Below are 25,542 nucleotides of genomic sequence, written 5' to 3'. Positions count from 1 at the left end.
ATTTCGAGGAGGAGCGGTGCAAACGGAGGGTTGCCAAAGATAGAGTAACATATAACGTAAAGAAATAACAAAATGAGTGATACTGACAATTTACTGACCTGCCCCGTGTGTGGCAGGGGCACAATGGTACATAACGAACAGGAGTGGAAGTGCAGTGAGCAGTCCTGCGGGTTCGTTATCCCTAATCGTGTGTTTAATCTGGAAATGACGGAGGAACTGGTTGCACAGCTCGTCAAGTATGGCCATACCGGTATGCTCTCGCTGCAGAACAGGGACGGGCAGCATTTCAAGGCGGCAATCGTAATTCGCAACGGGAAGGTGGAGGTCTCGTGCGGTGTGCATTATATCAACGGTGTGTGTCCTATATGCGGGGGCAAAATGCGTAAGACCTCGAAGGGCTACCGATGCGAAAACTCCATCGGCGAGCATCCTTCGTGCGACTTTATGATTCCGGGTATCATCTGCAACCGTAGGATTACGGAGCAGGATGCTGTGGCGTTCTTGAATGGCAAGCATATCGCTTTGGAGGGCTTTGCCTCGAATGAGTGGAAGATGTTTGCCTCGTCGCTGTCGATAGCCGAGGGCAAGGTGAAGCTGGAATCGCGCATCGCAAAGTGTCCGCATTGCGGGGGAGACCTGCATGTAGGGCTGAAGGCATACAACTGTGCCAATTACCGCAATACCGAACATCCCTGCAAGTTCTCCATCTGGCGTAACATCAGCGGTCATGCCGTGTCGGTGGAGGAGGTGAAGCAGATATGTGAGCAGGGCGTGACGAGGGACAGCATTGAGTTCTACAAGGAAGACGGTACGGTGTACTACAAGCGTCTGCAGCTAACGCCTGAAAAGGACAGAATAATCATGATTTAATTAGTTATTGATGATGAAAAGACAAAGTATTATATATTTAGTGGTGGCATTGTTATGCCTCACTGGTTGTACGAATAAACGTCATGCGTTGAAGCAGTTGGCAGTGGAGAATCTGAAACAGTCGGTGGAATATCCTAAGCAGTTACAGGTGATGGCTATATCAGAACCAGACTCGGCGTTTGGATTCAGCTACTTCTCGCAAAAGGAGAAGGCAGGCATCGTCCGTATCATGAAATCGGTAACGGACAGCATCATGAGGCGAACTGACAATATGCAGTCGCTGGACATCAACGACTTCTACGTGATGGATCTCGCTGAAAGGCAGATGCGTGCCAACTCGGACATCAGGCAAATGCTTAGCCAGGCAACTGACAGGAAGGAATGGACGGGCTGGAAAGTGAAAATCGACTATCAGGCGGTAACGCATCATGGCATGAAGTACAATGCTGAGCGGTGGTTCTTCATTAGCATGGACGGCAAGGCGGTAGTAAGGACGTTTGAGTTACCGCTACCATAAAGATATTGCATTTTTGGTTGAATTGGGTTAATTCTCTTTTGTTTAGGTGGAGATTGTCGTGAGACAGTCTCCATTTTTTGTGTATCATTTCCATGTTTGCAGTTGCCTCCTTGCTACATGTGCTCATTTTCTTTGCAAAGTTACGGCATAGGAAAGAACGGCAAGTACCGCTACGGCTATGCGCAGAAAAATAGACGGCAGCCTTCCCAACAATCATAGATTGGGGTATTCCGTCGATTTTCTGTGCATTACTTGCCTTATCTTTCCCGCTTATACCGTCCTGTTTTGCTCGAAAATTAAGTACCTGCAAGAAGTCTGAAGACTTCACAAAAGGGAAAAGATTAAGTTTAACCTCATAAAATTATAAGTTATGCACGCATGGATTTTTCAATTATCGGAAGAACGCATCGAGGGCTATCTTTGTGAAGATACCTTGTTGCAGGGTGATGGCAGCGATTACGACTACTGTGCCGCCATATCTGAGGAAGAGCGGAAGAGAGCCGTTTGCTCGCTCGTAGATGACATACTGCCATTGGGTATGTTTCACCTCAAAGATGAAACGACGTTGGTGTATCAAGGTGGTTTTGAGCAGTGGAAACGTGAGTGGGTGGAGCGTATTCAGATAAGGGCTGCAAAGGTGAACATGGAAAACGTGATGAACTTTTGCGGTGAGGTGTACCGGCTGGAAAACGAATTACAGAACCCACTCGATACCGCAGCACACTTCTACCTTTGCAATGACGACTATCAGACCTTTGCGGAGAAGTCGGCGGAGTTGATGCGCATGGTGGAGCATCTGACGGAAGGCGACGAGCTTTATATCGGTGGTATCATTGATTTTCATTTTTAAGCGTATGGAGAATATCAGTATTTTTTCGATAGAGGGCGTTGATGCAAGGGAGATTTGCAATGCGCAGTTGGGCGATGCCCTGTTTGCACCTTGTAGTGTGTGCGACAAGTGGAGGGGCGACTATCCATCGGTGGACAATCTGTTTTACGGATATGTGGAGGACGATATTTTCTATAACTACTCCGATGACGAGTTTGAGACCCACGTCAATACGATGTTTGACTAAGTAGAACCAGGAGTGTGCCGAGCTATCGGCATACTCCACAAAAGCAAGTTACAATGAAGAAAACGTATAGTGTAACGGCTCGATACATCTTCGAGGGTACTTTCAAGGTAGAAGCTGAAAGCAGGGAGGAAGCCAAGGATAAAATACTAAAGCATTGTGGCATGGTCATGGACAGTGGCATACAAACCACGCTGCCAGACAATGAGATAGACTGGAATTTCTGTAACCACCCTTATAAGCAGGTGGCCAGAATAAGCAGGGAGAAGTAAGGTACGGCTGGGCATATCAGGCTGGTATGCCCGGCTTTCAAAGTCGGGCAGCGGTCACAGTTCGCTGCCTGCTTGGGAGGGAATTGCCCATCGGAAGGATGAATAACAGAGATAAAAAGTCTTGTTTTTGACGCAGAAAACAAGACAATTCGTTGGGAGTACTTTATTTCCCTGAAAGCCGTATCTCGCTATCACGCCATAAATGATCGTGATGGCTCCACACCGCTTTCATCGCTCCGTCGGAACGTAGAGCGACAAGGGAGAGTGGTTAGGTTGTTTTGTGCTGAATGGAGTGCATGGGCAATGGGGGCAGGAAGGATAGGCTACCGCTGTTTCACTTGTCAAGGACTTATCGCCCATGACCACTTCACGGCTCCGCCTATCTTACTTCCTGCTCCATGCCTATGCACACCATATCGCACGCTCTATCCAGTGTAACGCCAGTTTATTGTCGGTGTAACTCACTTTTTCGTTGCACTGACGATAAACTGACTATCTTTACAGGTTTTACCTAACTGCTTTGTGCCCATTTCCCTGAAGGCCGTATCTCCATTCATTGCGCATAGAGCAGCAATCATTGCGATACCGCTTCCATCATTCTTCAGGGACGAAGAATGACAAGGGAGAGAGGTTAGGTCATTCCGTGCGCAGCAAGGCCAGTGATGAGTTGAAGACACCACATTCTATTTCAGACTTGCAGCAAGAAGGTCCGCATCATTGCATGCAGTTCTTCCATTCTATTTTCGGCTCTCTTCAACTCATTACCTGCCATTGCGCACTCGTTTTGCTGTGAGAAATAAACCTTCTTCGGTGGTCATCCATTTCCTTCGCGAAGTTCGCTATTGGCACCTTCTGGTCAAGTACCAGTGCCTTATTTTTCAGGTTTTTAATGGCCGTTCTTAGTTTGGTTGTGGTAAGCTAATAAAAACTTGAAAAATTCCTTGCCGTTGAATGTGTCGTCCAATAGCGACTTATTTGCTCGAAAATCGTTTCCCCGAAGAAGTCGTTAGACTTCACAGGAGGGAAAAGAATCGAAATCAAGGTAACGGGGTGGCTCACCACTGCTCCACAATAGCTTTTTATATGGCAAATCGTTTGATGACGGCAGAACTCGCCGAACAGCTGAAGGACTTCCCCCTTTATTCTCAGGATGGGAAGCAAAAGGACGCTACTTGTGTCTGTGTATTCGAGATTGGACTCATCCGCTGGTATGTACTGGAGGGACAGCCAGAAGGCGATGACTTCACTTTATTCAGTATCGTCGTCGGCATGGCTGAAACGGAGTATGGCTACGCCTCTGTGAAGGAGATGGAAGGCATCACGGTGGATGGCTCACGGTATGGTCTGGGCACGTTGCGCATTAGGCAGGTGCTGAACTTTAAGCCATGCCCACTTGCCGAGATACAGGATAGGCGGCTACAGGACTTTCTGTCAAGGCTATATGAAGAGTAGTAACAAAAGACTTTGCAAACGAGAGCAAAGGGAGCTTACTTCAACTTTGCCGAGTGCAGCTAAGTGAAAAGGCGGAGCTTCCGCCTTTTTATTTTTCATAGGGCATATATTTTTTGGCTGTCTTTTCTGTCTTATTTGTCATAAACACATAAAGTGTTGATATTCAGTAATATAATATTCTTTATTATTGGACAAGACTTAATCTAATTTGACTAAATTAGAAAGATTCTCCACTTCAGCCCTTTTCTAAGACAAGCGATGACAAGTCAAGACAAAACAAGCAGCATATAACCCATTGATAATCAATGACAAGACATATAAGACAATTAAGACAAGCATTTTCGGAGGCCGAAAAGATACCCATTGAACGCTAATTAAGCTTTTCATCGATATTTTTCAAACATAAGGGTGTTTACTTTCATGTATTTTTCACTATATTTGCAATATTAAAACTAAAACAGGTGAATTATGGGAAGAAAGTTAAACTATATCCATCTACTATTCTTTAGCACTATTATTGTAATCCTGCTGATGTCGGCTGGTTGTGAAAGAAAAGCAACTATGGTTTCAAGAGCGAACGGAAGAGGTCATTCCATCATTGATGGAAAATCGGATTCTTTTGTGGATGCCAAGTCTAAAATGACCATCGAACTTGATACCATAGTAAGGGATTGGCATATGCTATTACAAACTGCAGACAATGGCATTAAGATAAAAAATGAGAACTTCTACGATAAAACGCTTTTTGTGACAATTGCCAAAAATGGCAAAACACTTTTCCATCAAAAGGCTGTAACTACGCCATGGCTATTAGGGAGTCCAGATAATGAACGACAACTATATGCCGGACCCCTCTTTGCTGTTTCTAATACGACAGTCTATCTATTTGTAGGTTCATACCTACCTGAAACAGACGATGGATACACTTACATTTTAGCATTCTCTAAAGACGGTAACGTCAACAAATACCTGATGCCACAGAGTTTAGACGAATCAGATTTGGTGACCGAATTTTATTTGTTATATTCCCATGAATGTCTTTACAAACCTTTTGACGCAGAATCTTTACAGCAAATCATCAAGGAATATTGCACCGATGAATTGTTATGGAAAATCAAACAACAAGGCAAATTTGCTATCTTTCCCCCAAAAATAAGCGACAGACATTCTCTCAAGTATGATGTTGCAAGTGAAATGATAGACATAGATACAACTAAAATGCTATTATATAGTAGAATTTATTTCTACAAACGTCACAGTTATCAACCTCTCGACTCCATGAAAGTTGTGCTGAAAGGGCGTAGGAACGAATATAATGGTGTGAGCTATGATAAGATATTGTCCATTAATCATTGATTTGGAAACGATTAATTGTTATTCTCTTCAACAAGTTCCTTTCTGAAAAAGTTGCGAATATAAAAATCCGCCATTACAAGGACTTACACCTTGGTAATGGCGGCTTTGTAAAAAAACGACCCGCACATTTGTATAATGCTTGCTGCATTCGGCAATGTGAAAGTGCACTTTCCATTGCCCTCATTTGCAAACTCATTTGAGCATCGTTGAGAGGCTTGGTGGGTTCTAGCGGTGCAAAGATACAGTATAAATCCTATCTATACAAACCTTTGGTATCTTTTCTTAATGCGTATCTCTTTTATCTTTCAAGAGGTAGTTGATTTTCTGCTCATAAGCATTACGGGCAGGAGTGCCTTTGCTGCCCAACACCTGGTCGAGCATATCTTCATGTGAGTATAGCTTCATCATACGGCTTCTACCTCGCTGGGGAGCAAATGGAGTGAGAGGGCATCCTCTATCTTACATAGTGTCTCGATGGAAAGGTTTTCCTTGCCACGAAGTATCTTCGACACGTACTGCTGCGAGCAGCCCATGCGCCGGGCAAGTTCTGTCTGGGTAAGATGGAGTTCGTCCATCTTGTCGAGCATAAGCATCGCAATACGCTGCGAGTGGCGGAGCCACGACTTGTTGGCCTGGCGGTATTCAGCCGCCTCGCGCCAGCGTGAGGGAGTCTTGCTCTCGTGCGCTTCCAGTTTGTTGATGATTTGGTTCATGTGGCCATCAAGCAACCTCATACTTTTTAATAATGATTCGAAATTGGAATTGCTATTCTGTTTGCAATAGCGGTCTCTACAGCTTGGTAAATTTCAGTTTTCTCCGTCTGAATTGATACCACAAGTGAATACTTTATCTTATTATCGACATTTTCAAGCTTACGCTCTTTCCACCAACCAGGACCTGGGAACACAACAATTTGCCCACAGCTTGCTAACTCTTGTGCCGTACATGAGAACCAGTCTGACTGGACGGTACCTCTTTCTCGACGCTGCTGTCCGATATTCCATCGTGTCGAATTATTGTCACTTGTTTTTTCACCTTCGAGTTTATTGTGGCGAGCCAAGAATTCTGAATCGTTCTCAATTGGAGTTTTTACATCAAAACGCAAAGTGGCTGATGGGTAGCGGTATTTATTGTTCTTTCCGGATTTTCCTGGTGCCGGCTCGACATAGTATGACAGAGTTATACGTAAAGTTACAACTTCATCGTGCATTGCTTCTAGTACGTCTACAGGCCATGGCAAAGCATAGAAATGCATTTCATTGTATGTATTCGTCCCCCCGGACTTGTATGGCTTTAATTCATTTTCAAATACATAAGTTGCATATTTTTCACTGCTATATGCTGCTATATCTTCATCTGGGACGCCATATCCACAGAGTGGTATTATATCTTGAGGTCTTCCGTCATCAATACTTTTCATTTCATCTGTCCAACGAGCTGAATGTACCATCAACGCTCTGATTGACAGCATACTTAAATTAGGATTCTCTACCTTTATCTTTGCTGCAAGACGCGCAGCAAGAGCTGTTGCAGCACTTGTAGCATTAAACGTCTCAAGAGGGGAACGTAAATCATTGCTGGTTGTGATAAGGCACAGATCCTCGTCAGGATATAAACCCATAGATGGACTATATGCCAGATTTCCACCCTCCATTACAATTTCTGGTTTAACTCTTTCTTCATGCCAACTAAACGAAGTACATGAATATGGGGACACTCCTTTAGGGGACGCTATTCCTTTAGCAGTCTTATCTGCAGGTATAGAAAGTTCTGTATATGCGCCAACCGTTAGAGCATTCCATGCCTGAGCAGGACTATTTATAGCATTTGCCTTACATGATTTAATATAATTGGTGGCGTCTACATCATCTTGATATATATTACCAGCAGAAACCAATACTAGGCGATCACATTCTCCACTATGATAAATACTTTCATCAAGAGCAGCTGAACTAGATGTAGGTTTTCCATCATCAGAAATTGAATCTGTTACCGCCATACAATCAATATCAGCTCCCATGTCTTGACTTTGAGATATAGCATCTTCAATAACAGCGCCATAAAATGAAGGGGCTGTGGAGTAATTTGCATCTACAATCTTCACAGAAGCTAAATTATGCTGGACAACTGGTAAATTTCCTCTATCGTATGCCAATTTTGTCAAATCTCCCATGAGAACCAAGCCTGCCATTCCTGTTCCATGATCTATGTGATCTAGGTTATCTTGAACATTGATAGCAGTGGACATACGACTGTCTGGGAGTGCTTGAGCTATTAATGGATGCGCATTATTTACACCGCTATCTAAAATACCTATGTGAACATCAGATTCTTCAAACTGTAACTCGTTTGCAAGTATGTCTGTCCATTCTCGACTGACCTCTGAAGATTCTGTTAAAATAGATGGCTGCTTATAACGGCGGATTTCAGATATGTTTGCCATGTGGTATGGCAATTGTGCAAGAACGGTCTTGTTTGTTGTAATTAGAAAAACATCAACATCCGCAAATTGCAGCCGTTGTTCTATTTGACATTTTATACTCAGGTCATCTAAAACGATCTGAATATCATTGATGTTATAATCATCTGTCTTACAAATCCACAATTCGAATCCCATTTCCTCTGCAGGTCCTAAGGCTTCATATTCGTCTTTTGACTCAAATAGGGATTCTATTTTTGCTGATGAAATACCTTGTATTGGAGCGATAAGAGATTCATTGCATGGTTTTTTCTTTTCTGTCTCTGCTGTAGCAAATTTATCAGCCTTCTTATCAAACCAATCTTTATGTTTGTTCGAAACAAAAACTGTTACATCAACATTATCATCCTCTGAATCCTTTTTATGGATCTTCATTATTCGAGCGCCTCTTTGGGTGTCAAGAGATGAAGGTATCATGTTTTGTGGTACGGTAAAATCCAGATAGGCACCATCAGCCGTATGCTGCCCATACTGAAGAAGTGGCTCTTGCTCATTAATTGCATTTGCAAATGCATTAGCATATTGCTGTTTTAATGCATCTGCATGAGCTCTTCTATTATCGTATTGTGGAAATTCTGCTGGAGAGCCACCTCCTTGCGGTTGGGGTGTAAATCCTTTATTCTCAGCTATTTGATTACCTAAGAAGAAATGTTTTTTGTGCATAAAAAATATTACCCGATATTGCGTACCAAAATGCTACGCATATCAAGAACGGTTTTTACAAGATTAATGTTGATAGGTGTATCGTTTAAAAGGGATTCTTTGAATATGTCAGCACAGACCATTTTAATCTCTGCATGACTCATTCCGTCAAACAAAGGCTCGACCATTGAAAAATCAAGATCCTTTGCCGTATATAAATATTCTTTTAAAAGCTTTAGACGTTGTTTTGAATCTGGTAAAGTATATTCTATCACATCATCGAATCTGCGGAACATAGCCTTATCTATTGATTCGATGCTGTTTGTTGCTGCGATAATAAAACTTTCAGAAGAATCTCTTTCTAAGAGCTGTAAGAATGTGTTTAAAATACGACGTTGCTCACCAACTTCGTTGTCCATTCCTCTTTGAGCTCCAATTGCATCAAATTCATCAAAAAGATATACAGCTGGTACTTCGGAGATAAAATCAAAGATATTACTTAGTTTCAACCCGGTTTCTCCCATGAACTTCGTAACAACCTTTTCTGTACGTACTACAAAGAAAGGAAGATTTAGTTCCCTAGACAGAACATTAGCTGTCATAGTTTTACCTGTTCCGGATTCACCATATAACAACAGTTTTCGTCTATTGTCAAGTCCATACTTATGAAGATTGTCTCGTTTCAAATATTCCTTGATGATTCTGTTGATTTTCTCAATGTTCTCATCTGATGTAATGAGACTTTTCAAGTCTTCATCACTTTCAATTTGCAATAAAAGATCTTCTACATCTTTATGCTTCGGAGAAATATGAAGTGGACTAAATGAAGTCTTGGATTTACCGAGTAAATCTTGAATGGTACGTGCTAAAATAACATGACCATTCTTGGCTTCTACAGCTGATATCTGTAAAGCCACCTTCCTGAACTGGGCATCATCATTATTCAAATGATTCCGTATCAGGGATAATACTTGGTCAGAATTAATCATAATTACTAACACACAATAATTCGCTTTGCAAATTTAGTGTTTTATTTGTGTAACGACAAGCTTTCATTGTTAAAACATTACCATACACCTAAATTATTCATGTTATAACATAATAAATGAATATTTTTGTGAGACAATCACGATATTCAAATATCTTCATTACGAGACATCTCCAAATTGATATCAAACGCCTCGACGAGCTTTTCGTAGTCGAAGCAGTAGGAACGCTGCTGCACGGACATTTTGGTGGGCTGCCCCTTGGCATCGCGGTGCTCAAAGTCGAGGACTTGATTGCCTTTTTTAATGACGTGGTAAGTCATGCGCTGCTCGCCCAGATATTCTTTGCTGTTTTCAAGATAGTAGCGCAGCGACTCCTCGGGCAGGGAGGTCTCGCCGTTGCGGTGGGCATTGAGCTTGTAGAGCATGAAGATACGGGTCTTCTGTAGGTAGAGTATCTTGCGCGGCTCGGTCCAGACGGTCTCGCTGACGAGGGTGGAACGGAAGCGGCTCACGGCCTTGATCTTGAAGTCGGCATCCTCGTTGATCTCACCCTCGCTGTTGAGAAACTGCACCATGCGCCAGAAGCTGCCCAACTCGTCGTTGGTCTTGCACTCCATGTTCTGATGGACGATACCCTCGACAGTGATCTCCAGCAGTTCTTTGTAGGATAAAGTGGTGTCTAACTTCCCTTCCAAACAGCGAAAGGACGTGAGGGGAATCACCCAGTTCTGAACAATTCGGTCGATGATGGTGTGGCTCGTGAGGCGACTGTTCACGTCGTCAAGCGTCTGCCGGTACTGGTCGTAGAAGCACTGGCCGAACTTGTCGCGGTGGGCAAGCAGCTGGAGGGTGAGATGGCTCAGTCCCTTGGAGCGGATTTGCAGCAATTGCTGATAGTTCGCCTTCTCGCTTGCCGTGAAGTTCGATTTGGGAAACAAGAGGAAGATGAGTCGGCTGAAGAGGGCGATGTCGGCCGTGGGCATCTCCTGCCCGGAGATAATCACGCCCGCATCCACGGCGGTGGTTTCCTTCTTCTTGTCGGTGGCCATGTTCATGCGCGTGCGACCCGTGCCGTCCCAAAGCCCCTTGATAAACTCTATCTTGGCGGTGTCGATGCCGTTCTTGTATTCGTCGATATGCACCAGGGCATTGGCAGCGGCAGCCACGGTGTCGTTGAGGGCGGGAATGGTGGAGTTCTGTATGTTGGGCGGTATGTTGTCGATCACGAAGAACGACATGAGCGTGTGGCCCAGTTCGCTCTTGCCGGAACCCTTCGGACCGAAGAGGTCGAGGATGGGGAAGGAACGTGTGGTGAGGGTGATGATGTCGCGGAAGAGCGTGGCGAGATAGAAGCAGAAGCCGATCTTGCCGTTGTCGCCGAAGACGAGGAAGAGTTGACGGGTGAAGTCCCGGAGGCTGATCATGGAGAAGTTGAAATGCACGAATTGCCGCTCGAAGCGGAAGTAGTCGGTGTTCTCCTTATAAATCCGAGAGAGGGCGGGAAGATAGAAATTGCCCTTCTCGCCCAGGTGGACGATGCCGTACTCATTGACCTCGTGGAACTGCCGACCGTCAAAGATACCGTTGCCAAAGGCAAAGAAGCCCTTCTTGTTCCAGCCCAACTGCTTGATTTGCGCAGCCGTCTCGGTCTTTTCGTAGAGGAAACTCTTCAGTTTGATGAGTTCCTTCTCACTGGCCTTCCAGATGAAGTTGCCGAGCGATTCGAGCTTCTGACGGAACTTTTGCAGTGAGATAAGGTCTTCCTGCTCCATCTCCACAATCTCCTTGACGCCCAGTTCGTTGGTGAGCAGGTAGAGGCGTTTGGCCATGAGCGGGTCTTTGATGTGGAAGAGCGGCGTAAGGGTAAAGTTGCTCCATTCGAGTACGCCGCCCTTCTCGGTGGTGGAGAAGTATTTGCCGCGGTCTATCCAGAATCCGTACTGGCGGTTCAGGTCGATATCGTCCTCCTTCGGACTGTCGCGCCTCGTCCGCTCGTTCTCGATGGCTTTCTGCCAGAAGAGCTTGCCCCGGTGGTACTTCGTGAGGGCATCGATGAACATGGTGAGCTTGGTATCGTCGTCGATAAAGGAGAGCAGATGGGCTATCCGCTTCACGGCATCGCTTTTTTGCTCGGTGTTGCCGCTCGTTTCAAAGAGTTTGGCGGCCAGCCACAGGATGAAGTCCTCTTCCTCGACGGCCTTGAAGAGGGTTTGATTCTTGAAATAGGTGTCGGGATCTTCTTTCTTGCCTTCCTCCGTGGTAGTTATCTCCTTGACCGACACCGTAAGGTGCTGTTCGGTGGCGAGTTTACCAGCCTTCATCACCGCCTCGATGCCCGTGCCATAGTCGGCTCCACCCTTGAGTGGGTCGTTGTCGGGAATGAAGCACACCTTGTTGGCAGCCCTCTTGATGAGCTGAAACTGCTCCACAGTCCACGCCGAGCCGAGGTCGGCCACGGCGTTCTGCACCCCGATGGCGTGCAGACGCATACAGTCGGGTGCGCCCTCCACGAGGTACATCTGCCCGGTCTTGCCCGCTGCCCGCCATGCCACGTCCAACCCGAAGACGGTGCTGCGCTTGCTGTATAGAAGGGATTCCTTGCTGTTGAGGTATTTGGGCTGACTGTCGTCCATCACCCTTGCCGTGAAGCCGATGATGTGTTGGTAGCGGTCCTTGATAGGGATGACGATGCGGTTCTGGAAGAAGTCGTAGCCTTGTGGGTTAATAAGTCCCAACTCCTGAAGAAACTCCTTTTGCAGAGGTCGATGGGCGAGGGCTTTGCCGTCGATGGGCGCAAAACCGATTTCTATCTCGTCGCAATACTTCTGCCCCCAGCGGCGGTAGGCATAATCTTGGGCAGGCTTGTAGCGCAGGAATACCTCACGGTAATGCTTATGCACGGCAGTATTGACAATCAGCAGCGACTCGCGTTTCAACCGTTGCTGCTTCTCGTCGATGGTTTCCTCTCTTTCCTCCACCTCGATGCCGTACTTCCTACCCAGCCACCTGACGGCTTCCGGGTAGGTCATGTTCTCATGCTCCATCAGGAAGGTGATCACGTTGCCTCCCTTGTGGCAGCCAAAACAGTAGAACATGCTGCGGTTGGGCGTAACGGTGAACGATGGCGTCTTCTCCTGGTGGAAGGGGCACAGCGCACGATAGATGGTGCCACGCTTTTGGAGTGGCAGGAACTCGCCAACCACATCTTCTATATGTGCCGCATCGAGTATCTTTTCTATGATGGTCTTGGGTATCATCTCATCCTCTAATAATTTCAATGTTCACAAAAAATGCCCCAGCCGACTGGCTTCACAGCTGGTCGGCTGGGGGCTTCTACTTAGTCACTTGTTATTTAGAGGATTCTGCTAAGTATCTCTCAGTCCCGCCACCAGTTCCGACTTCAGGATGTACCAGCAGCGTCCCATCTTGTGGGCGGGGATAAGTCCCTTCTCGATGCGCTTGCGTATGGTACATTCCTTGCGTCCGAACATGCGGGCGACATCGGGCACGGTATAAACGGTGTCCGAGGTATCTACTATGCCGTGGTTGTTGTCCGTGGCATTACTCATACTCTTGTCCTTCCTCCCATGGTTCTTTGTCGAAGAATCCTTTGGGCAGTTCCTTTGTCCATTCATGTTTATCTGCAAATGAGTTTAGTTCAAGGGCTCGCTGATCCATACTGATGGCACAGATGGCCATACGATGGGCGTAGCTGTTGTAAGAAACATGGAGGAAGCGGTCCTTTTCTTCACCCAAGAGGCGGTTGAATCTGCTTGCCAGGTTGCGCACAGCGTGCGCACGCATTGGGGGAATGTTGGCCACTCTTACCTCTCCGACACTGATGCCGTTGATCCATGCTGAGGGATGGATTACCTTTTCTACTTTTACTTTCATGTTGATGAAATTTTAGTCCGAAGCGATATTGCTCCGGTATTCAAAAGTAGAAAGATTCCGGTCCCTGTTTTGGGGACGTGTAGAATAGCACTAAATCCTTTTCCAGCCATTTTGTACTTGTTTCTTCTGATTTAATGCTGCAAAAATATAATCAAAAAATCTGGAAAAAGAAAGAAAAGACATCAAAACTTACCAACCAACCAACTATTTAACACTACTTGGCAGGTTCTAATGGGATTTTTGAAGACTAACGGTGTCTTGTATGTAAAACGACACAAAAAAGGTATGACCGTTATTGGCCATACCTCTATAAATTTTGGAACCCTGCTATCTTTGTCTGTTGGATAAAGATGCTAAATGAATCCTTTGGATTACCACATATTTAATCTCTCATACATCCTATGGGTATTATTTTTACTCCGTCAGGTCTTGAATAAGCCATAGCACCTCCAGTTATTACCATCAGCAGGTCTGGTTCACGAAGCCGAATCTGCTTTTCTTTTTCATTATATTGCTGGACGAGACGCTTAATCTCTAAAAGATGTTCTGCTCCTTCCTCGATTTCCCTGCTTCCAAGTTTGAATTCTATGAGCGCATACCTTCCATCCTCCAGATGAAGAACAGCATCTGCCTCTAAATCATATCGGTCATGATAATAGGAGGTATAGCCCCCTAAGGCCTGAGAATATGCTTTCAGGTCACGAATGCACATGCACTCAAAAACAAAGCCAAAAGTCTTCAAATCCATAAGCAATGTTTCTGGAGACATAGATAAGGCTGCTACTGCGATAGACGGATCTACAAATTCTCTTTTTACACCGCGACGTATGGCTGATGCCGACCTGACCGCCGGACTCCAAGCCTCTATATCTTGTATGACGAAGAGTTTAGTCAATGCGTTCAGATAATCATTCAACGTGTTTTCTGAACAGGTTTCTACATTTGCCCTAATATCTTTCAGCATATTGCTCTTCTTTGCCAGTGTCGAGACATTGCGGGCGTAAGTACGAAGAATAAGCTGAGTAAGCTTTTCGTTGCGTGCAACACCATCTATGGTTGAAATGTCTATTCGGCAAAGGCTATTGATATAGTCTTTTGCAACCTGAAGACGTGCTTTGTCCGTTTTACGGTTCAATGCAGCTGGCCATCCTCCTCTGCAGGCTGCAAAAATCAAGTCTTCCAACTGCATCGGTGATGTTTTGCCGTCAACATCTAAAAGAGGATCATCAAACAACTTTTTCAATGAAACTGTACCAGATGATTCCTTGGACTCGAACAGGCTCATAGGAAGCATTTCCATTGTTGCAATACGACCAGTCCCCGAATGTCTGATAGCACTTTTATCTATGGAATTAGAACCTGTCAAGATAAACTGACCTACATCATTCCGTTCATCCACCATCGTTCGCACAGAATCCCACAAAATGGGGATTTCCTGCCATTCATCTATCAAGCGAGGCGTTTCACCTGCCAATAATAAAGATGGTCTTATGGATGCGGCAGAGAAATAACGCTCTCTCATATCAGGATCTTGTAACTTTATGACGCTTGCAGCCTGTTGTGTGGCAGTAGTTGTTTTTCCACACCACTTCGGACCTTCTATCAATACCGCACCTGCAGAATCAAGATGATCGGCAAGTAATCCATCTGCCATTCTACTATAATACTCCATATCAGTTTATCTTTTTTGCAAAGATAATAAATTTATTTGTTACAACAACTATATTGATGTGTTTTGTGTATTATCATTGATGTTTTTTGTGGTTATACAATAATTATTTTTGTGCTGTTCCATTGATATTTTTTTGCGAAATTAGTTGTTGTATTCAAGAAAAACTACTATCTTTGTTCCGTTATTTAGATGGAGTAGGTGTTATGCTAAGTTTTTAACTTCTTGATGCACCATGTTCCTCAAACACTCCGATATATAAATACGGTAGTGTAGCTCTTTGAACAAGTTAAAAACATCCTCGATAGAATATGTGCTAATGATTCTTGTTGGGTCATGTACCAAATGTGTTACCGGTGTGTTACCACCGCAAAGTTCAATACAAAGTGAATGTTTAATAAATCCGTTCAACACATTGATACATATTTAATTACATCAAGGCACAAGAGTTCGTAAAATGATTCCAGCCGAATCACAAAAGATTCCAACGGAATCACTTGGACAAAAGAGGAATATCTTAGTTGATATTCCTCTTTTGTTGTTTGTACTCTTAGCTATATTTCTTCTTTGCGGGCTTTATGAACTCTGACTTTAATCCTGTGTAATGACTCGTTTATGCTGAGAATACAGACAATTTCCTTTTCATAGCTATCCTTCACAATTCTCAATAGTTGGGGCTGAAGCTGTTTGTTAGTATCTGCCTAACTGGGTCTATAATTTGCCTGTTGTAAATATTATTCTTAATCTTAGTTTTATATATGCTCTTTTACCACGTAAAAGATGCCCTTTCACACGGTAAAAGATGCTCTTTTGAGGTGTAAAAGACGCCCTTTTGCAGCGTAAAAGGGCATCTTTTAGAAAGTCATTTGTAAGTCTTTGATAGAGAATGGCATACAAGTCCGAATGCTTTGCATAACTCCAGATTTTGTGGGCACGCAGCTTCAATTCACTGTAAACATATTTCTGATTAGTCCGTAATGGTTCTGTGGTATACATCGGGATGGATAATCTTACAAGGACCTGCGCTGGAGCGTTTTACCATGGACAGGTGTATCCCATAACTATCAGTCGCCCTTTCTCCACCCAAGGACAAAAGCCGATTACATACCATTTCTGATTTTGCTGTCATTTCTGTCACTCCATTTCTATTTTTAATCTACTGATTATAAGTTAATTACTCGAAGTGTTAAAAGTGACAGCAACTAAAAACAAAACTAGATTAGGGGTTTTGATGCTTCTCGTTTGGTTACATTTACACGCACAACGCACCCTTATCCATCCTCGTTTTCCCATATTCTAAATACCCATTTACAAAATTAAGTTGTATATTTGCCTTAAAATAACACATGACATAGGAGTCTGCGGACATTAGGTCTTACGGTGGAGGAGTTGTTGTGGTGTAGGAGAACCAGGTCTCTTTACGCTGTGATTGGAAGTCACAGCAGGGACAGGTGTCTCTCGTTTCTTCCTTCAATCTATGCCCTAAACTCACCACACACACTATTATGATGAAAGGAACAGCAAAGTCGCAGGGAGGACAATGGATAGGGGGAAGAACTCAATATTTTACAGTGGGTAATTTAAATAGGGTTAAATAGAAGTCTAATGAAAAAAAGTATTGTATATGCGGAAATGGGAAATCCTTGGAGATTCCCATCTTCTTACGAGGTTGCTTCCTGTAGGATTCAATTTAAGGATTTGCATAATTTTGGAAAAGAAGGTCCATTATGTGGGAAATTATTTATAAATGACATACAACTCACAATTCCCGATTATGATGGTTTTGGGGGGCCAATCATAAAAAATAATAAGTATATATATCTACCTCTCTATCAGATGAAAACAGGAAACAGGTCAAACAGTCTAAGAACATATATTGTGGAAATAGATATTTCTAGAAAAAAATATCGGCTAATAGGGAAAAGAGTTGAATATGCTGTCGTTTATCTTGATTTTATGGTAGATGACATACTATATTTTTATAATTCTCCAATGAAGAATGATAAATTGCTTAAATATATTAATATTAATTCTATTTATAAACCTTGGAGTTGGAAAGATAGATGTTCTCATTTCTATCATGAATTATTATATTTTTTCCATGATTTGTTTTCATAAATATAATCCTTCGTCTATGAAAATAACTTTTTACCGTCCGTACGGTGATAGCAAGTGTGACGGATATCGGGACTTATGTCTATGATGCCACCTATGATAGCTAGAAGCGTGTGCAGACGATGACTTATCCTGACGGAGAAGTGGTAACTTATCACAACAATGCAGCAGGACAGGTGGAGAGTCTGACAAGCAATAAGTAGGATGCTGCGCTTGAACAATACGTAGTCACAAGACCATATGGATTGTCTTATAAAATAACTGATGAACTTGAAGACTTGCAAACGACGGGTATAAAATCAATCTTTATTAATTCTTCAAAAGGCACAAGTGGGAAATCACAATTTGCTGAAAACATTTTAAGAAAAGAACATGGTTATAATGAAAGAGTTGAATATTAAAATTATATATTTATTACTATGTATAATTTTCATAGGGTGTCATGATTCTGTTGATCCAAAAGATTCATATATAATATGTTTCCAAACAAGCTCTATCCAGAATTGTTATATTATAAAAATTAATCATCAAATGATTAGTACCTCCGTAGGACAACGCTCTACTACTTTTCTAAAGAATGTTTATAATAATAAACAGATCCCGTTAAATACGAAATTCCTGGATGCTATTGTAAAAACAAGAAATAAGAAAATTACAAGAATGCAATACTCTAATTTTTATAATGATTTAAAAATGTTGATTTCAGAAAAGGTATTTACAACCGATTATTACTCAATATTTTATAGATAATAAGTCAGAAATATGGTTGTTATTTTTAATTGCACATTCTAAAAGGTGAAGATTTAACGCTTTTATTGATTATTAACTCAAAAAGGACATCAACTTGGGTCGTTTCTTCTCTTTTCCTTGCTATTCGTTTCCGATATTCCACTTTTGTTTTGGTCTATCTCATATGTACTGCAAAGGTATTGATTTTTGTTTGATATTGCTCCTTGCTTGCTCCTTGTCGTAGATTAATTTTCACACAGGAATTTTTGTTCTCTTTCTATAGGGGCTTGAAACAATCCATTTATTGGAAACAATTAAAGACGGAGCTGGTTTGCCCCAGTGCTTTTTAAGAAACAGGGCAATTATTTTATCTCCACAAAGGCTCTTGTTCCCAATTATGAGGAAAGCCTAATAAACGAGTTCTTACTGATGGGTATTTCGATAAAAGCTGCTTGAAATCTGCAACAAAAGTGTTGCCCATAGAAATGGAGTTAAGCCAATACACCACATAGCAGAGTTGCGGATAAAGTGTTTGTTCACGGAACGAGAAATCCGTAATCCATGTGTTTGGCATACGCATAGGCATCATTGGCTTGACAGGAAAGACCCGATTTGACAGTCTTGAATGATGGGCGCAGCAATTACGAAGTACGGGTCTGGGTACGGATTAAAAGGCTAAGTGATTATTTCCAGTCATTTAGCCTTTGTAATTATCTAATTTTTCCCCACATTTTCCCCACAGCTGTCTATTTATATATTTTAGAAACATATTTTTCCGTAAAGTTATGTACCTTTGTCGGCAAATAAAGATATTCTCGTCAAACAAATATAAATAATATAAACATGGAAAAAAACAGAAAAAAACAAATCGTAGTTTTGAGTATAGCTTTAGTTTGCATTTTCATCTTGGTATTTTCATTGTTCCATAAATCAGCGACAAAAGATAGCGCAAATCCTCCTTTAACAAATGTTTTGACTGATAGCATTTCTCAAATTGTCTCAGCTTGTCCTGGCGAAATTGGTGTGGCGGTTATTGTTAATAACAGAGATACGGTTAAGGTCAATAATAAGAGTGTTTATCCTATGATGAGTGTGTTTAAGGTTCATCAGGCATTAGCTCTTTGTAATGACTTTGACAATAAAGGAATTTCACTTGATACCTTAGTAAATATAAATAGGGATAAACTTGACCCAAAGACTTGGAGTCCTATGCTGAAAGATTATTCAGGGCCAGTCATATCATTGACAGTGAGAGATTTGCTGCGTTATACTCTTACTCAGAGTGACAACAATGCAAGCAACCTTATGTTTAAGGATATGGTTAATGTCGCTCAAACAGATAGTTTTATAGCCACACTCATTCCTCGTTCAAGTTTTCAGATAGCTTATACGGAAGAGGAAATGTCGGCTGACCATAACAAGGCTTACTCTAACTATACATCTCCTCTTGGTGCTGCAATGTTGATGAATCGTTTGTTTACTGAAGGTCTTATCGATGATGAGAAACAAAGTTTCATTAAGAATACGTTAAAAGAATGCAAAACAGGTGTAGATAGGATAGCAGCTCCACTTCTTGATAAAGAAGGGGTTGTTATAGCGCATAAGACAGGTTCAGGTTATGTTAATGAAAATGGTGTTCTTGCAGCTCACAATGATGTTGCCTATATATGTCTGCCTAATAATATCAGTTATACCTTAGCGGTATTTGTTAAGGATTTCAAGGGAAATGAATCACAAGCGTCACAATATGTTGCGCATATATCAGCTGTAGTATATTCTTTATTAATGCAAACTTCAGTAAAATCTTAAACTGCACTTGCTTTGATAATTAATGATAAACAATCTAAAAGCACTCTAATCGTTATCGGAGTGCTTTTAGATTACTAATCAAATTGCTTCTATTATAATTTGAATCCTCTACTTTTTCTTTCTTCCTGTTGCGGCACTCTTGCTCCATATCTAAGCCTGTGCCATTGCTCCCTGAACCAGTCGGCAATCGGCTTCCTGTTTATTGTCAGGTTCAGCCTGCTTTCATCGTCAGGGTCATTTTCCACCCTTAAAATATCATCCTTTATATCAAAGTTCCGCCTGTGTTGCTCGGAATAGATTTTACCGCTACATTTCAGGGCTTCTTTTTTGACTATAAGACTTTCAGTCATTTCTTTAGAGAATCCCAGCATGGCACAAAACTTTTCCATGCGCAGCATTTCCCTGAACATCGGAAACCACCTGAAAGCCTTGTCTATGATTCTGGCGAGCCGTGACAGTTCTTTTTCTTTCATGTCAAGTTCCTGCCTGTGCATTTCTCTGAGATTGTGGATTTGCGTATCATGCTGTTTCTGCATCTGCTGTACTTGGCTCTGCAATTTTTCAATATTGGTGTTCCGTTTTGAAACCTCGTCTTGCAGTTTTTCGTTGGCACGTTCCAGTTCTTTCAGTTTTCCACTCCCGAAAAGAGAAGCAACTCCACTAGTTATGGCTGTCGCTGCCGTGGTGGCTGTCTTCTTTAACTTGTCAGTGCGTATTTCTGATTTCACCTGTTTCAGTTCCTGCTCGGCAAGATTTATCTGTTCTTCTTTGTGCCGTTTGGCTGCATCCATGCGTTGCAGTTCAGCTTTCTGCTTCTCAATGATAAAGTCGTTCCGTTCCAGATGCTCCTTACCAGTGACAGCCTTTGACTGCCCGCGTTCCATCAGCAGGATGTCGGATGCAAGGGTCTGCATCTGCATCATGTCATCGTCATTGAGCTTTCGGCTCTTTCCTGTTTCGTGGTTCATCCAGTCGAAAACGATATGGGCATGATAGTTCGGCTTGAACCATCTGTCCCCGACTTTGAAGCTTTCCCTGTCTTCCGCTTCCGGCTGACCGTTCAGCCAATGCCCTTCATCCTTGTGCAGGAAGATTTGCAGCGGTGTGATTCCCCAGCGTCTTTGACACTCCTCACCGAATTTACGCACGTCTGCCAGTGTGGTGTCCGACCTGACAAGCAGCACTCCTTCACGTATGGGGGAGCATCCCGCAATCTTGACTATTTTACCGTTCTTGCCTTTGCGTTCACGCTCCTTTTCCTGCATGGCACGTCCGGTCTTTTCCTTTACCATCTGTCTGATATTGTCATAATGCATCCGCAAATCCGGACTGCCGAAGTCGGGATTTATCCACTGTTCGTTATCGGTGGATAGTTCAGGAACGACATAGATTCTGGACTCTCCGATGTGGCGCATGTATTCGGCAGTCCTCCTGTTGTGAGCCTCGCTCGATGCGATGTTGCAGGGCTTGATATGTATGCTTGATTTTGTTGCCATAGATACTTGTTTTTTGGTTTGTACTTTATTGTTTGCTTTTCCGCTGTCCGTAAACGCATGGGGTTCTTAGGGGTGCAACCCATAAGCGGAGATTGCAAAGAGAGGGTCACTCTTTGCTCTGGGTTCTCAGGGGAGAAACGCCCTGAGTGGGTCATTAGGGTAAAACCCTAATCCCCTCGGGAGAGCCCACAACTACGTAAGCGGAGCGTGTAGTTATAGTGGGCTATATCAATGGCAAGCCATTGTCTGCAAACTCCAGCCTACGGCTTCCGCTCTCCTCCGTCAGGGAGGTTTTTCATCATCGTTGCCGATTGGAGATGCACCGACCAGCACAAGGTCTAAATCGTCTATCAGTTTTTGCAGGACGGGATTCTTCTCTATCATCCGCTGGAGGATTCTCTCAGCCTCGACCAAGTGGTTGGCTGTACTCATCACCTTGCCCTCCCGTATCTGAAAGATAATCCAATCGGCTATGTCGATATGGGCTTCTTTTTGTTTCGGGGTGGCATTCCTTTCGATGATGTCCGAAACCACCACCTTACAAAAGTACATGCTCTCGGCTCGCTGTTTCCACTCGGCATAAGCATCGGCATCGGGAAAGAGAAGCACGGTTCGCCCTGACAGTACACGGAGTTTCTCTTCTCTCATCTGACTCTTACCACCCGTAGCCAGCCATACATAATCGGGGAAGATAGCAGAACCGATAACGGCACTCTTCTCGGATTCCACCAAGACCACCACCTTGTCGGGATGCGTTTTCAACAAGTGTTCCCCGAAAAGGCATTGGGATAGTTGCCAATCCTCTGCCAACACACGCTGCTTTTTCAATATGCTGTGTATCCAGTTCACTGCCGATGTCTGTCCTCCCTTGATACGGTGTCCGTCTTCGGGATTGTACTGCATCACCTTTCCCGTGCGTACCTTGCCCGTCCTGTCTATCTGCCAAAAGATAACAGAGCCGTCACGGGTAGCCCCCAAACGGTATTCCTCCAACAACCGCTTCAACACCTCTTTCGCCTTGTCGCCATAGTAGGAAGTAAGGAGTGTGAAGAGGAAACGGAAGAAATTGCTACGCTCGCTTTGCGACTTCTCCACATAGTGAGGGGGAATATAGCCGATGGCTGTCGGCTTACTTTGCTGCTTCACTTTCTTCTGCTCTGCTCTTTGCCTGTCAAAAGAGAAATCATTGGTAGTTCTGTGTTCAGGATGCTCTTGAAAATACTCTTTCGGAGTGTAGTGATACCCACAACCGCTTTCGTGGTTACATCTGCCGACCGATGGATGCAACGGCACATTATTTTCGTCCACGTAATAGACGAAAGAATGCCTGTCTCCGCATTTGGGGCAGGTATGCCGTGTTGCCGTTCCTTTATACTTCTGTAATGAATAATTGCCCATAGCTTAGTCCGTTTTTGATGGTTGATTGTCGGCTGTCCCATCCTGTCCCATTGTCCCACACTCTAAGGGTTGGGACAGTGGGACACTTGGGACACCTGCGTTTTTACTCTCTTTGCTGCGCTGGATGATACGGTTTACGGTGGACTTGCCACAATTCACCTGTGAGGCTATCTCCCTGACGGACTTGCCCGATTGGGAGAGTTGCAGAATTTGGCAATCCCTTTGGCTTGATTCATTGTCGCCCAATTTTTTCAAGTGTTCCTTTTCCGTGGAATAGCCCCTGAACACGAACTGCAAGAAAGCATCCACCTTGTCAATCTCGTAAACGATTACATTATCCGCATCATGAGAGAACGTGCCATAGCGCACTTTAAGCTGCTTCACATAGCGAAGCCCTCCGTCTTGGGCACTTTTTCCAATGGTGAACACGCTGTCAAAGAAATTGTAGAGCCGTTTGCTTCCGGCAAGGTCGTTGGATGTGATGGGACAATCCAAAGAGCGTTTGGGCGTATGTGCTAGGACAAGGATAGAGAGCGCATATCTCTTTTTGAGATTGTTCAGCTGAATCATCAGCCGTCCTGCGGCATCGCCTTTCTCCATGGCGCAACACAGGTAGGTAAGATTGTCAATGATGAAAATCTTGCAGTCGGTCTGCACAGCCATCTGTTCAATGCCGCCTATGATAGCTTCCTCAAAGTTGGCATCCAAAAGCTGGTTGCAGTCAATAGACACCCGATAGAGTTTGTCGGGAAAGGTGTAGAGCTCTCCATGCTCGTTGGTATAGCGGAGCTGGAACTGCTTTTCGGACAGTTCAAAGTCCAGATACAGCACATTGTCGGTTCGGGCGATGCGGTCGGCTATCTGCACGGCAAGGATGGACTTGCCCACGTTGGAATCGGCAAACAAGCAGGAGAGTTCCCCCTCGTACCAAAAGCTGTCCCACAGCGCACGGGGCGTAGGCAATAACGATGCTTCAAGAATGGTTTGGTTTGCCGTCTTGATATTCATCATGCCTACACTGTCGGGCATACCGTTATGCGCTTGGGATGCTTTTGTGAGGTCGCCACGTATCAGGTTGATATAGTTCTTATCCTCTTCCATATCATTCACCAGTTACGTGGGTTGGGCTTGCGACGGTGGGAAGAGGATAAGGACTTGTTCAGTTCCTCGTCTGACAACGGTATGGGATTCTTTCGGGCGGTTTCCAGCCACTTGTCCAGTTCGTCACGGTAAAGGCAATAGCGTTTGCCGGGCTTGGTGGCAGGGATTGTCCCTTCTGACAGTTTCATGTAGAGCGTACCCTTAGGGATACCTAAATACTCTGCTGCCTCGTCCACAGACATGGGCACGTGGGTGTCCACCGTTTTGGCATTGTTCACACTGCGCTGCTCGGCGAGCAGGCTTTTCAGGCTCATCACTTCGTCTCGAAGCTGAGCGACAACCTCGGGGAGGTCGTTGAAGGTAAGAATTGATTTTTCCATTCGCGTACTCGTCTCTTTTGTAAGACTTGGCGCAAAGGACTGAAATGATATATCCGTGAATATCTCCACGACACGTCATTGCAAAATAATTCCCGAATAATTAAGCCCAGCCATAAATGACGGGTAAAATTACTCGGGAAACGATGTAAAACAGGCGGTTATGAGTTACCGGATGGTTGTCGTTGGTGTCGTGATTATCCTAATTCCGCACATAATCCTCGGGATAGTGGAAATCAAGTTTGCCGTTTTCGGGTTCATCAATGGGAATTTCCGTCTTTAACGGCTCTACCTTGAAATTCTTGATGGTTGATAAGTCTGTATCAGCAAACGATTTCGGGAAAAGGGCTTTGATGAACTTGGCACGGTTATCCCCATTGTAGTATCTCTTGTACAGGAAACGCTCAGAGATATTCCATACGAAGTGACGGAGTGGAATGTTGTTGATGTCTTTGGTAAACGGTCTTTGTATGGGCTTCGGGGTATAAGTGTTAAGATTCATCCATTTGTCCACCTCAGTACAGATGTGGTTCACGGTTTCTTGGTCGGCAATGCGAGGCAGGTAATAATGGCAATACTCCATGACCATGCGGATGCGCTCTTCCTTTTCCCGTTGCTCTCTGCTTGCGTAATTGGCACGGTTCTTTTCGTGAAGATCCGGGGCGATAGTAAGCTCTATCGGTTGTGTTTGGATAAGTGTCTCTTCTTTTGTCGGGGATGATTCGGGTACAGGCTCAGGGACTGATGTAGGTCCAGGCACAGATGTGGCTTCTTCAAGTGTATTTTGTGACAGTTCTTCCTGCACCTCTATGGCTTCGGCAATCGTTTCTTTCTTGCCGAACTTGATTTTGTAGATTTCGTATGTATCAAAGATAAGTGTCTGAAAGGAGAGATAGAGCAACCATCCCAACAGGTTACAGCATACGAATACTATCCACCTGACAAAGTTGTCTTGGTTGAAGCTGTCCGCTATTACCAGCGTGGCAATGGAAGATATTAGGACGATGGCGAAGCCGACAAAGCCCAAGATGATGTATTTGTCCTTGATTGATGATTCCATATTTCGTTGAGAGATTGAATGTTCCTGTATTATTTTGTGCAAAGTTAATGCTATTTTTCCCAATTACTGCCCGTTATTTGCGGTTAGAACGGTCTTTTTCAATGTATTTCACGAAATGTCATCATATCATACTCTGTTTCATACTCTGAGGGGCTTATAAATGGTGGCATCAAGCCAAAAACATAGAGGGGCGATTATAGCCTTGTAGCCATAACCGCCCCTCTGAATACCTGTCAATGTGAGA

At 43.8% G+C, this 25,542-nt stretch carries 25 protein-coding genes; 11 read left to right on the top strand and 14 right to left on the bottom strand.

Going from position 1 to position 25,542, the window contains the following annotated elements; genetic code table 11:
- Positions 1-72 precede the first annotated feature (72 nt).
- The 9 genes from ACZ48L_RS02325 to ACZ48L_RS02285 all read left to right on the top strand — a co-directional run bounded on the left by ACZ48L_RS02325 (position 73) and on the right by ACZ48L_RS02285 (position 5,540).
- Positions 73-870, top strand: coding sequence for a type IA DNA topoisomerase (locus ACZ48L_RS02325; RefSeq protein WP_025791125.1), 798 nt, complete (start codon positions 73-75; stop codon positions 868-870).
- A 13-nt stretch (positions 871-883) separates the two neighbouring features.
- Positions 884-1,387, top strand: a complete 504-nt coding sequence (locus ACZ48L_RS02320; protein ID WP_025791127.1) for a hypothetical protein — start codon at positions 884-886, stop codon at positions 1,385-1,387.
- 370 nt (positions 1,388-1,757) lie between these two features.
- On the top strand, positions 1,758-2,237 hold the full coding sequence (locus tag ACZ48L_RS02315) for a BTB/POZ domain-containing protein (protein WP_025791129.1): 480 nt from the start codon (positions 1,758-1,760) through the stop codon (positions 2,235-2,237).
- Positions 2,238-2,241: 4 nt separating this feature from the next.
- Entirely contained in the window at positions 2,242-2,463 is a 222-nt protein-coding gene (locus ACZ48L_RS02310; protein ID WP_013264447.1) for a hypothetical protein, read from the top strand.
- A 53-nt stretch (positions 2,464-2,516) separates the two neighbouring features.
- Entirely contained in the window at positions 2,517-2,732 is a 216-nt protein-coding gene (locus ACZ48L_RS02305) for a hypothetical protein (RefSeq protein WP_013264015.1), read from the top strand.
- A gap of 264 nt (positions 2,733-2,996) precedes the next feature.
- Complete coding sequence (locus tag ACZ48L_RS02300) at positions 2,997-3,170, top strand: hypothetical protein (RefSeq protein ID WP_159102208.1); 174 nt, start codon at positions 2,997-2,999, stop codon at positions 3,168-3,170.
- Positions 3,171-3,309: 139 nt separating this feature from the next.
- Positions 3,310-3,525 (top strand): hypothetical protein, encoded by a 216-nt coding sequence (locus ACZ48L_RS02295; protein WP_174254475.1) that lies wholly within the window; start codon positions 3,310-3,312, stop codon positions 3,523-3,525.
- A 290-nt stretch (positions 3,526-3,815) separates the two neighbouring features.
- A complete protein-coding gene (locus ACZ48L_RS02290) occupies positions 3,816-4,184 on the top strand; it encodes a hypothetical protein (protein ID WP_013264841.1) in 369 nt (122 codons plus the stop codon).
- A gap of 468 nt (positions 4,185-4,652) precedes the next feature.
- The gene (locus tag ACZ48L_RS02285; RefSeq protein WP_025791136.1) at positions 4,653-5,540 is read left to right on the top strand and encodes a hypothetical protein; all 888 of its coding nucleotides are present in this window, start codon (positions 4,653-4,655) and stop codon (positions 5,538-5,540) included.
- Between the two features lie 282 nt (positions 5,541-5,822).
- Here ACZ48L_RS02285 and ACZ48L_RS02280 read toward each other — a convergent pair whose 3' ends face one another.
- From ACZ48L_RS02280 to ACZ48L_RS02240, 9 genes are all read right to left on the bottom strand, one after another.
- On the bottom strand, positions 5,823-5,948 hold the full coding sequence (locus tag ACZ48L_RS02280) for an XRE family transcriptional regulator (RefSeq protein WP_108235544.1): 126 nt from the start codon (positions 5,946-5,948) through the stop codon (positions 5,823-5,825).
- Positions 5,945-6,253, bottom strand: coding sequence for a helix-turn-helix transcriptional regulator (locus ACZ48L_RS02275; RefSeq protein ID WP_025791139.1), 309 nt, complete (start codon positions 6,251-6,253; stop codon positions 5,945-5,947). The genes ACZ48L_RS02280 and ACZ48L_RS02275 overlap by 4 nt, the downstream gene beginning before the upstream one ends.
- A 26-nt stretch (positions 6,254-6,279) precedes the next feature.
- Positions 6,280-8,682, bottom strand: a complete 2,403-nt coding sequence (locus tag ACZ48L_RS02270) for a S8 family peptidase (RefSeq protein ID WP_278537492.1) — start codon at positions 8,680-8,682, stop codon at positions 6,280-6,282.
- Positions 8,683-8,690: 8 nt separating this feature from the next.
- The gene (locus ACZ48L_RS02265; protein ID WP_025791141.1) at positions 8,691-9,650 is read right to left on the bottom strand and encodes an AAA family ATPase; all 960 of its coding nucleotides are present in this window, start codon (positions 9,648-9,650) and stop codon (positions 8,691-8,693) included.
- Between the two features lie 146 nt (positions 9,651-9,796).
- Positions 9,797-12,907 (bottom strand): DNA primase, encoded by a 3,111-nt coding sequence (dnaG, locus tag ACZ48L_RS02260; RefSeq protein WP_025791143.1) that lies wholly within the window; start codon positions 12,905-12,907, stop codon positions 9,797-9,799.
- A gap of 108 nt (positions 12,908-13,015) precedes the next feature.
- On the bottom strand, positions 13,016-13,219 hold the full coding sequence (locus ACZ48L_RS02255) for a helix-turn-helix domain-containing protein (RefSeq protein ID WP_025791145.1): 204 nt from the start codon (positions 13,217-13,219) through the stop codon (positions 13,016-13,018).
- Positions 13,212-13,544 carry a hypothetical protein gene (locus tag ACZ48L_RS02250; protein WP_025791147.1) on the bottom strand — a complete coding sequence of 111 codons (333 nt, stop codon included), beginning with the start codon at positions 13,542-13,544 and terminating at the stop codon, positions 13,212-13,214. The genes ACZ48L_RS02255 and ACZ48L_RS02250 overlap by 8 nt, the downstream gene beginning before the upstream one ends.
- A gap of 382 nt (positions 13,545-13,926) precedes the next feature.
- Positions 13,927-15,216: an ATP-binding protein gene (locus ACZ48L_RS02245; protein WP_025791149.1), complete on the bottom strand. Its 1,290-nt coding sequence runs from the start codon at positions 15,214-15,216 to the stop codon at positions 13,927-13,929.
- Positions 15,217-16,180: 964 nt separating this feature from the next.
- The gene (locus tag ACZ48L_RS02240; protein WP_206777546.1) at positions 16,181-16,342 is read right to left on the bottom strand and encodes a hypothetical protein; all 162 of its coding nucleotides are present in this window, start codon (positions 16,340-16,342) and stop codon (positions 16,181-16,183) included.
- 476 nt (positions 16,343-16,818) lie between these two features.
- Between ACZ48L_RS02240 and ACZ48L_RS02235 the strand changes: the two genes are divergently transcribed.
- A complete protein-coding gene (locus ACZ48L_RS02235; RefSeq protein WP_025791151.1) occupies positions 16,819-17,331 on the top strand; it encodes a hypothetical protein in 513 nt (170 codons plus the stop codon).
- A gap of 1,569 nt (positions 17,332-18,900) precedes the next feature.
- Complete coding sequence (locus ACZ48L_RS02230) at positions 18,901-19,866, top strand: CfxA family broad-spectrum class A beta-lactamase (protein WP_004339683.1); 966 nt, start codon at positions 18,901-18,903, stop codon at positions 19,864-19,866.
- A 92-nt stretch (positions 19,867-19,958) separates the two neighbouring features.
- Here ACZ48L_RS02230 and ACZ48L_RS02225 read toward each other — a convergent pair whose 3' ends face one another.
- The 5 genes from ACZ48L_RS02225 to tnpC all read right to left on the bottom strand — a co-directional run bounded on the left by ACZ48L_RS02225 (position 19,959) and on the right by tnpC (position 25,298).
- On the bottom strand, positions 19,959-21,362 hold the full coding sequence (locus tag ACZ48L_RS02225) for a hypothetical protein (protein ID WP_004292734.1): 1,404 nt from the start codon (positions 21,360-21,362) through the stop codon (positions 19,959-19,961).
- Positions 21,363-21,644: 282 nt separating this feature from the next.
- Positions 21,645-22,760 carry a DUF6371 domain-containing protein gene (locus tag ACZ48L_RS02220; RefSeq protein WP_004292742.1) on the bottom strand — a complete coding sequence of 372 codons (1,116 nt, stop codon included), beginning with the start codon at positions 22,758-22,760 and terminating at the stop codon, positions 21,645-21,647.
- A gap of 3 nt (positions 22,761-22,763) precedes the next feature.
- Complete coding sequence (locus ACZ48L_RS02215) at positions 22,764-23,861, bottom strand: AAA family ATPase (RefSeq protein ID WP_004348225.1); 1,098 nt, start codon at positions 23,859-23,861, stop codon at positions 22,764-22,766.
- Positions 23,862-23,866: 5 nt separating this feature from the next.
- Complete coding sequence (locus ACZ48L_RS02210) at positions 23,867-24,241, bottom strand: excisionase family DNA-binding protein (RefSeq protein ID WP_004338328.1); 375 nt, start codon at positions 24,239-24,241, stop codon at positions 23,867-23,869.
- 199 nt (positions 24,242-24,440) lie between these two features.
- Positions 24,441-25,298: a transposon Tn4555 protein TnpC gene (gene tnpC, locus ACZ48L_RS02205; RefSeq protein WP_004339687.1), complete on the bottom strand. Its 858-nt coding sequence runs from the start codon at positions 25,296-25,298 to the stop codon at positions 24,441-24,443.
- Positions 25,299-25,542 lie beyond the last annotated feature (244 nt).

The sequence above is a fragment of the Prevotella histicola genome (assembly GCF_055385135.1).
Note: the sequence above shows the minus strand (reverse complement) of the source record. Positions and strands in the feature narration are given on the sequence as shown.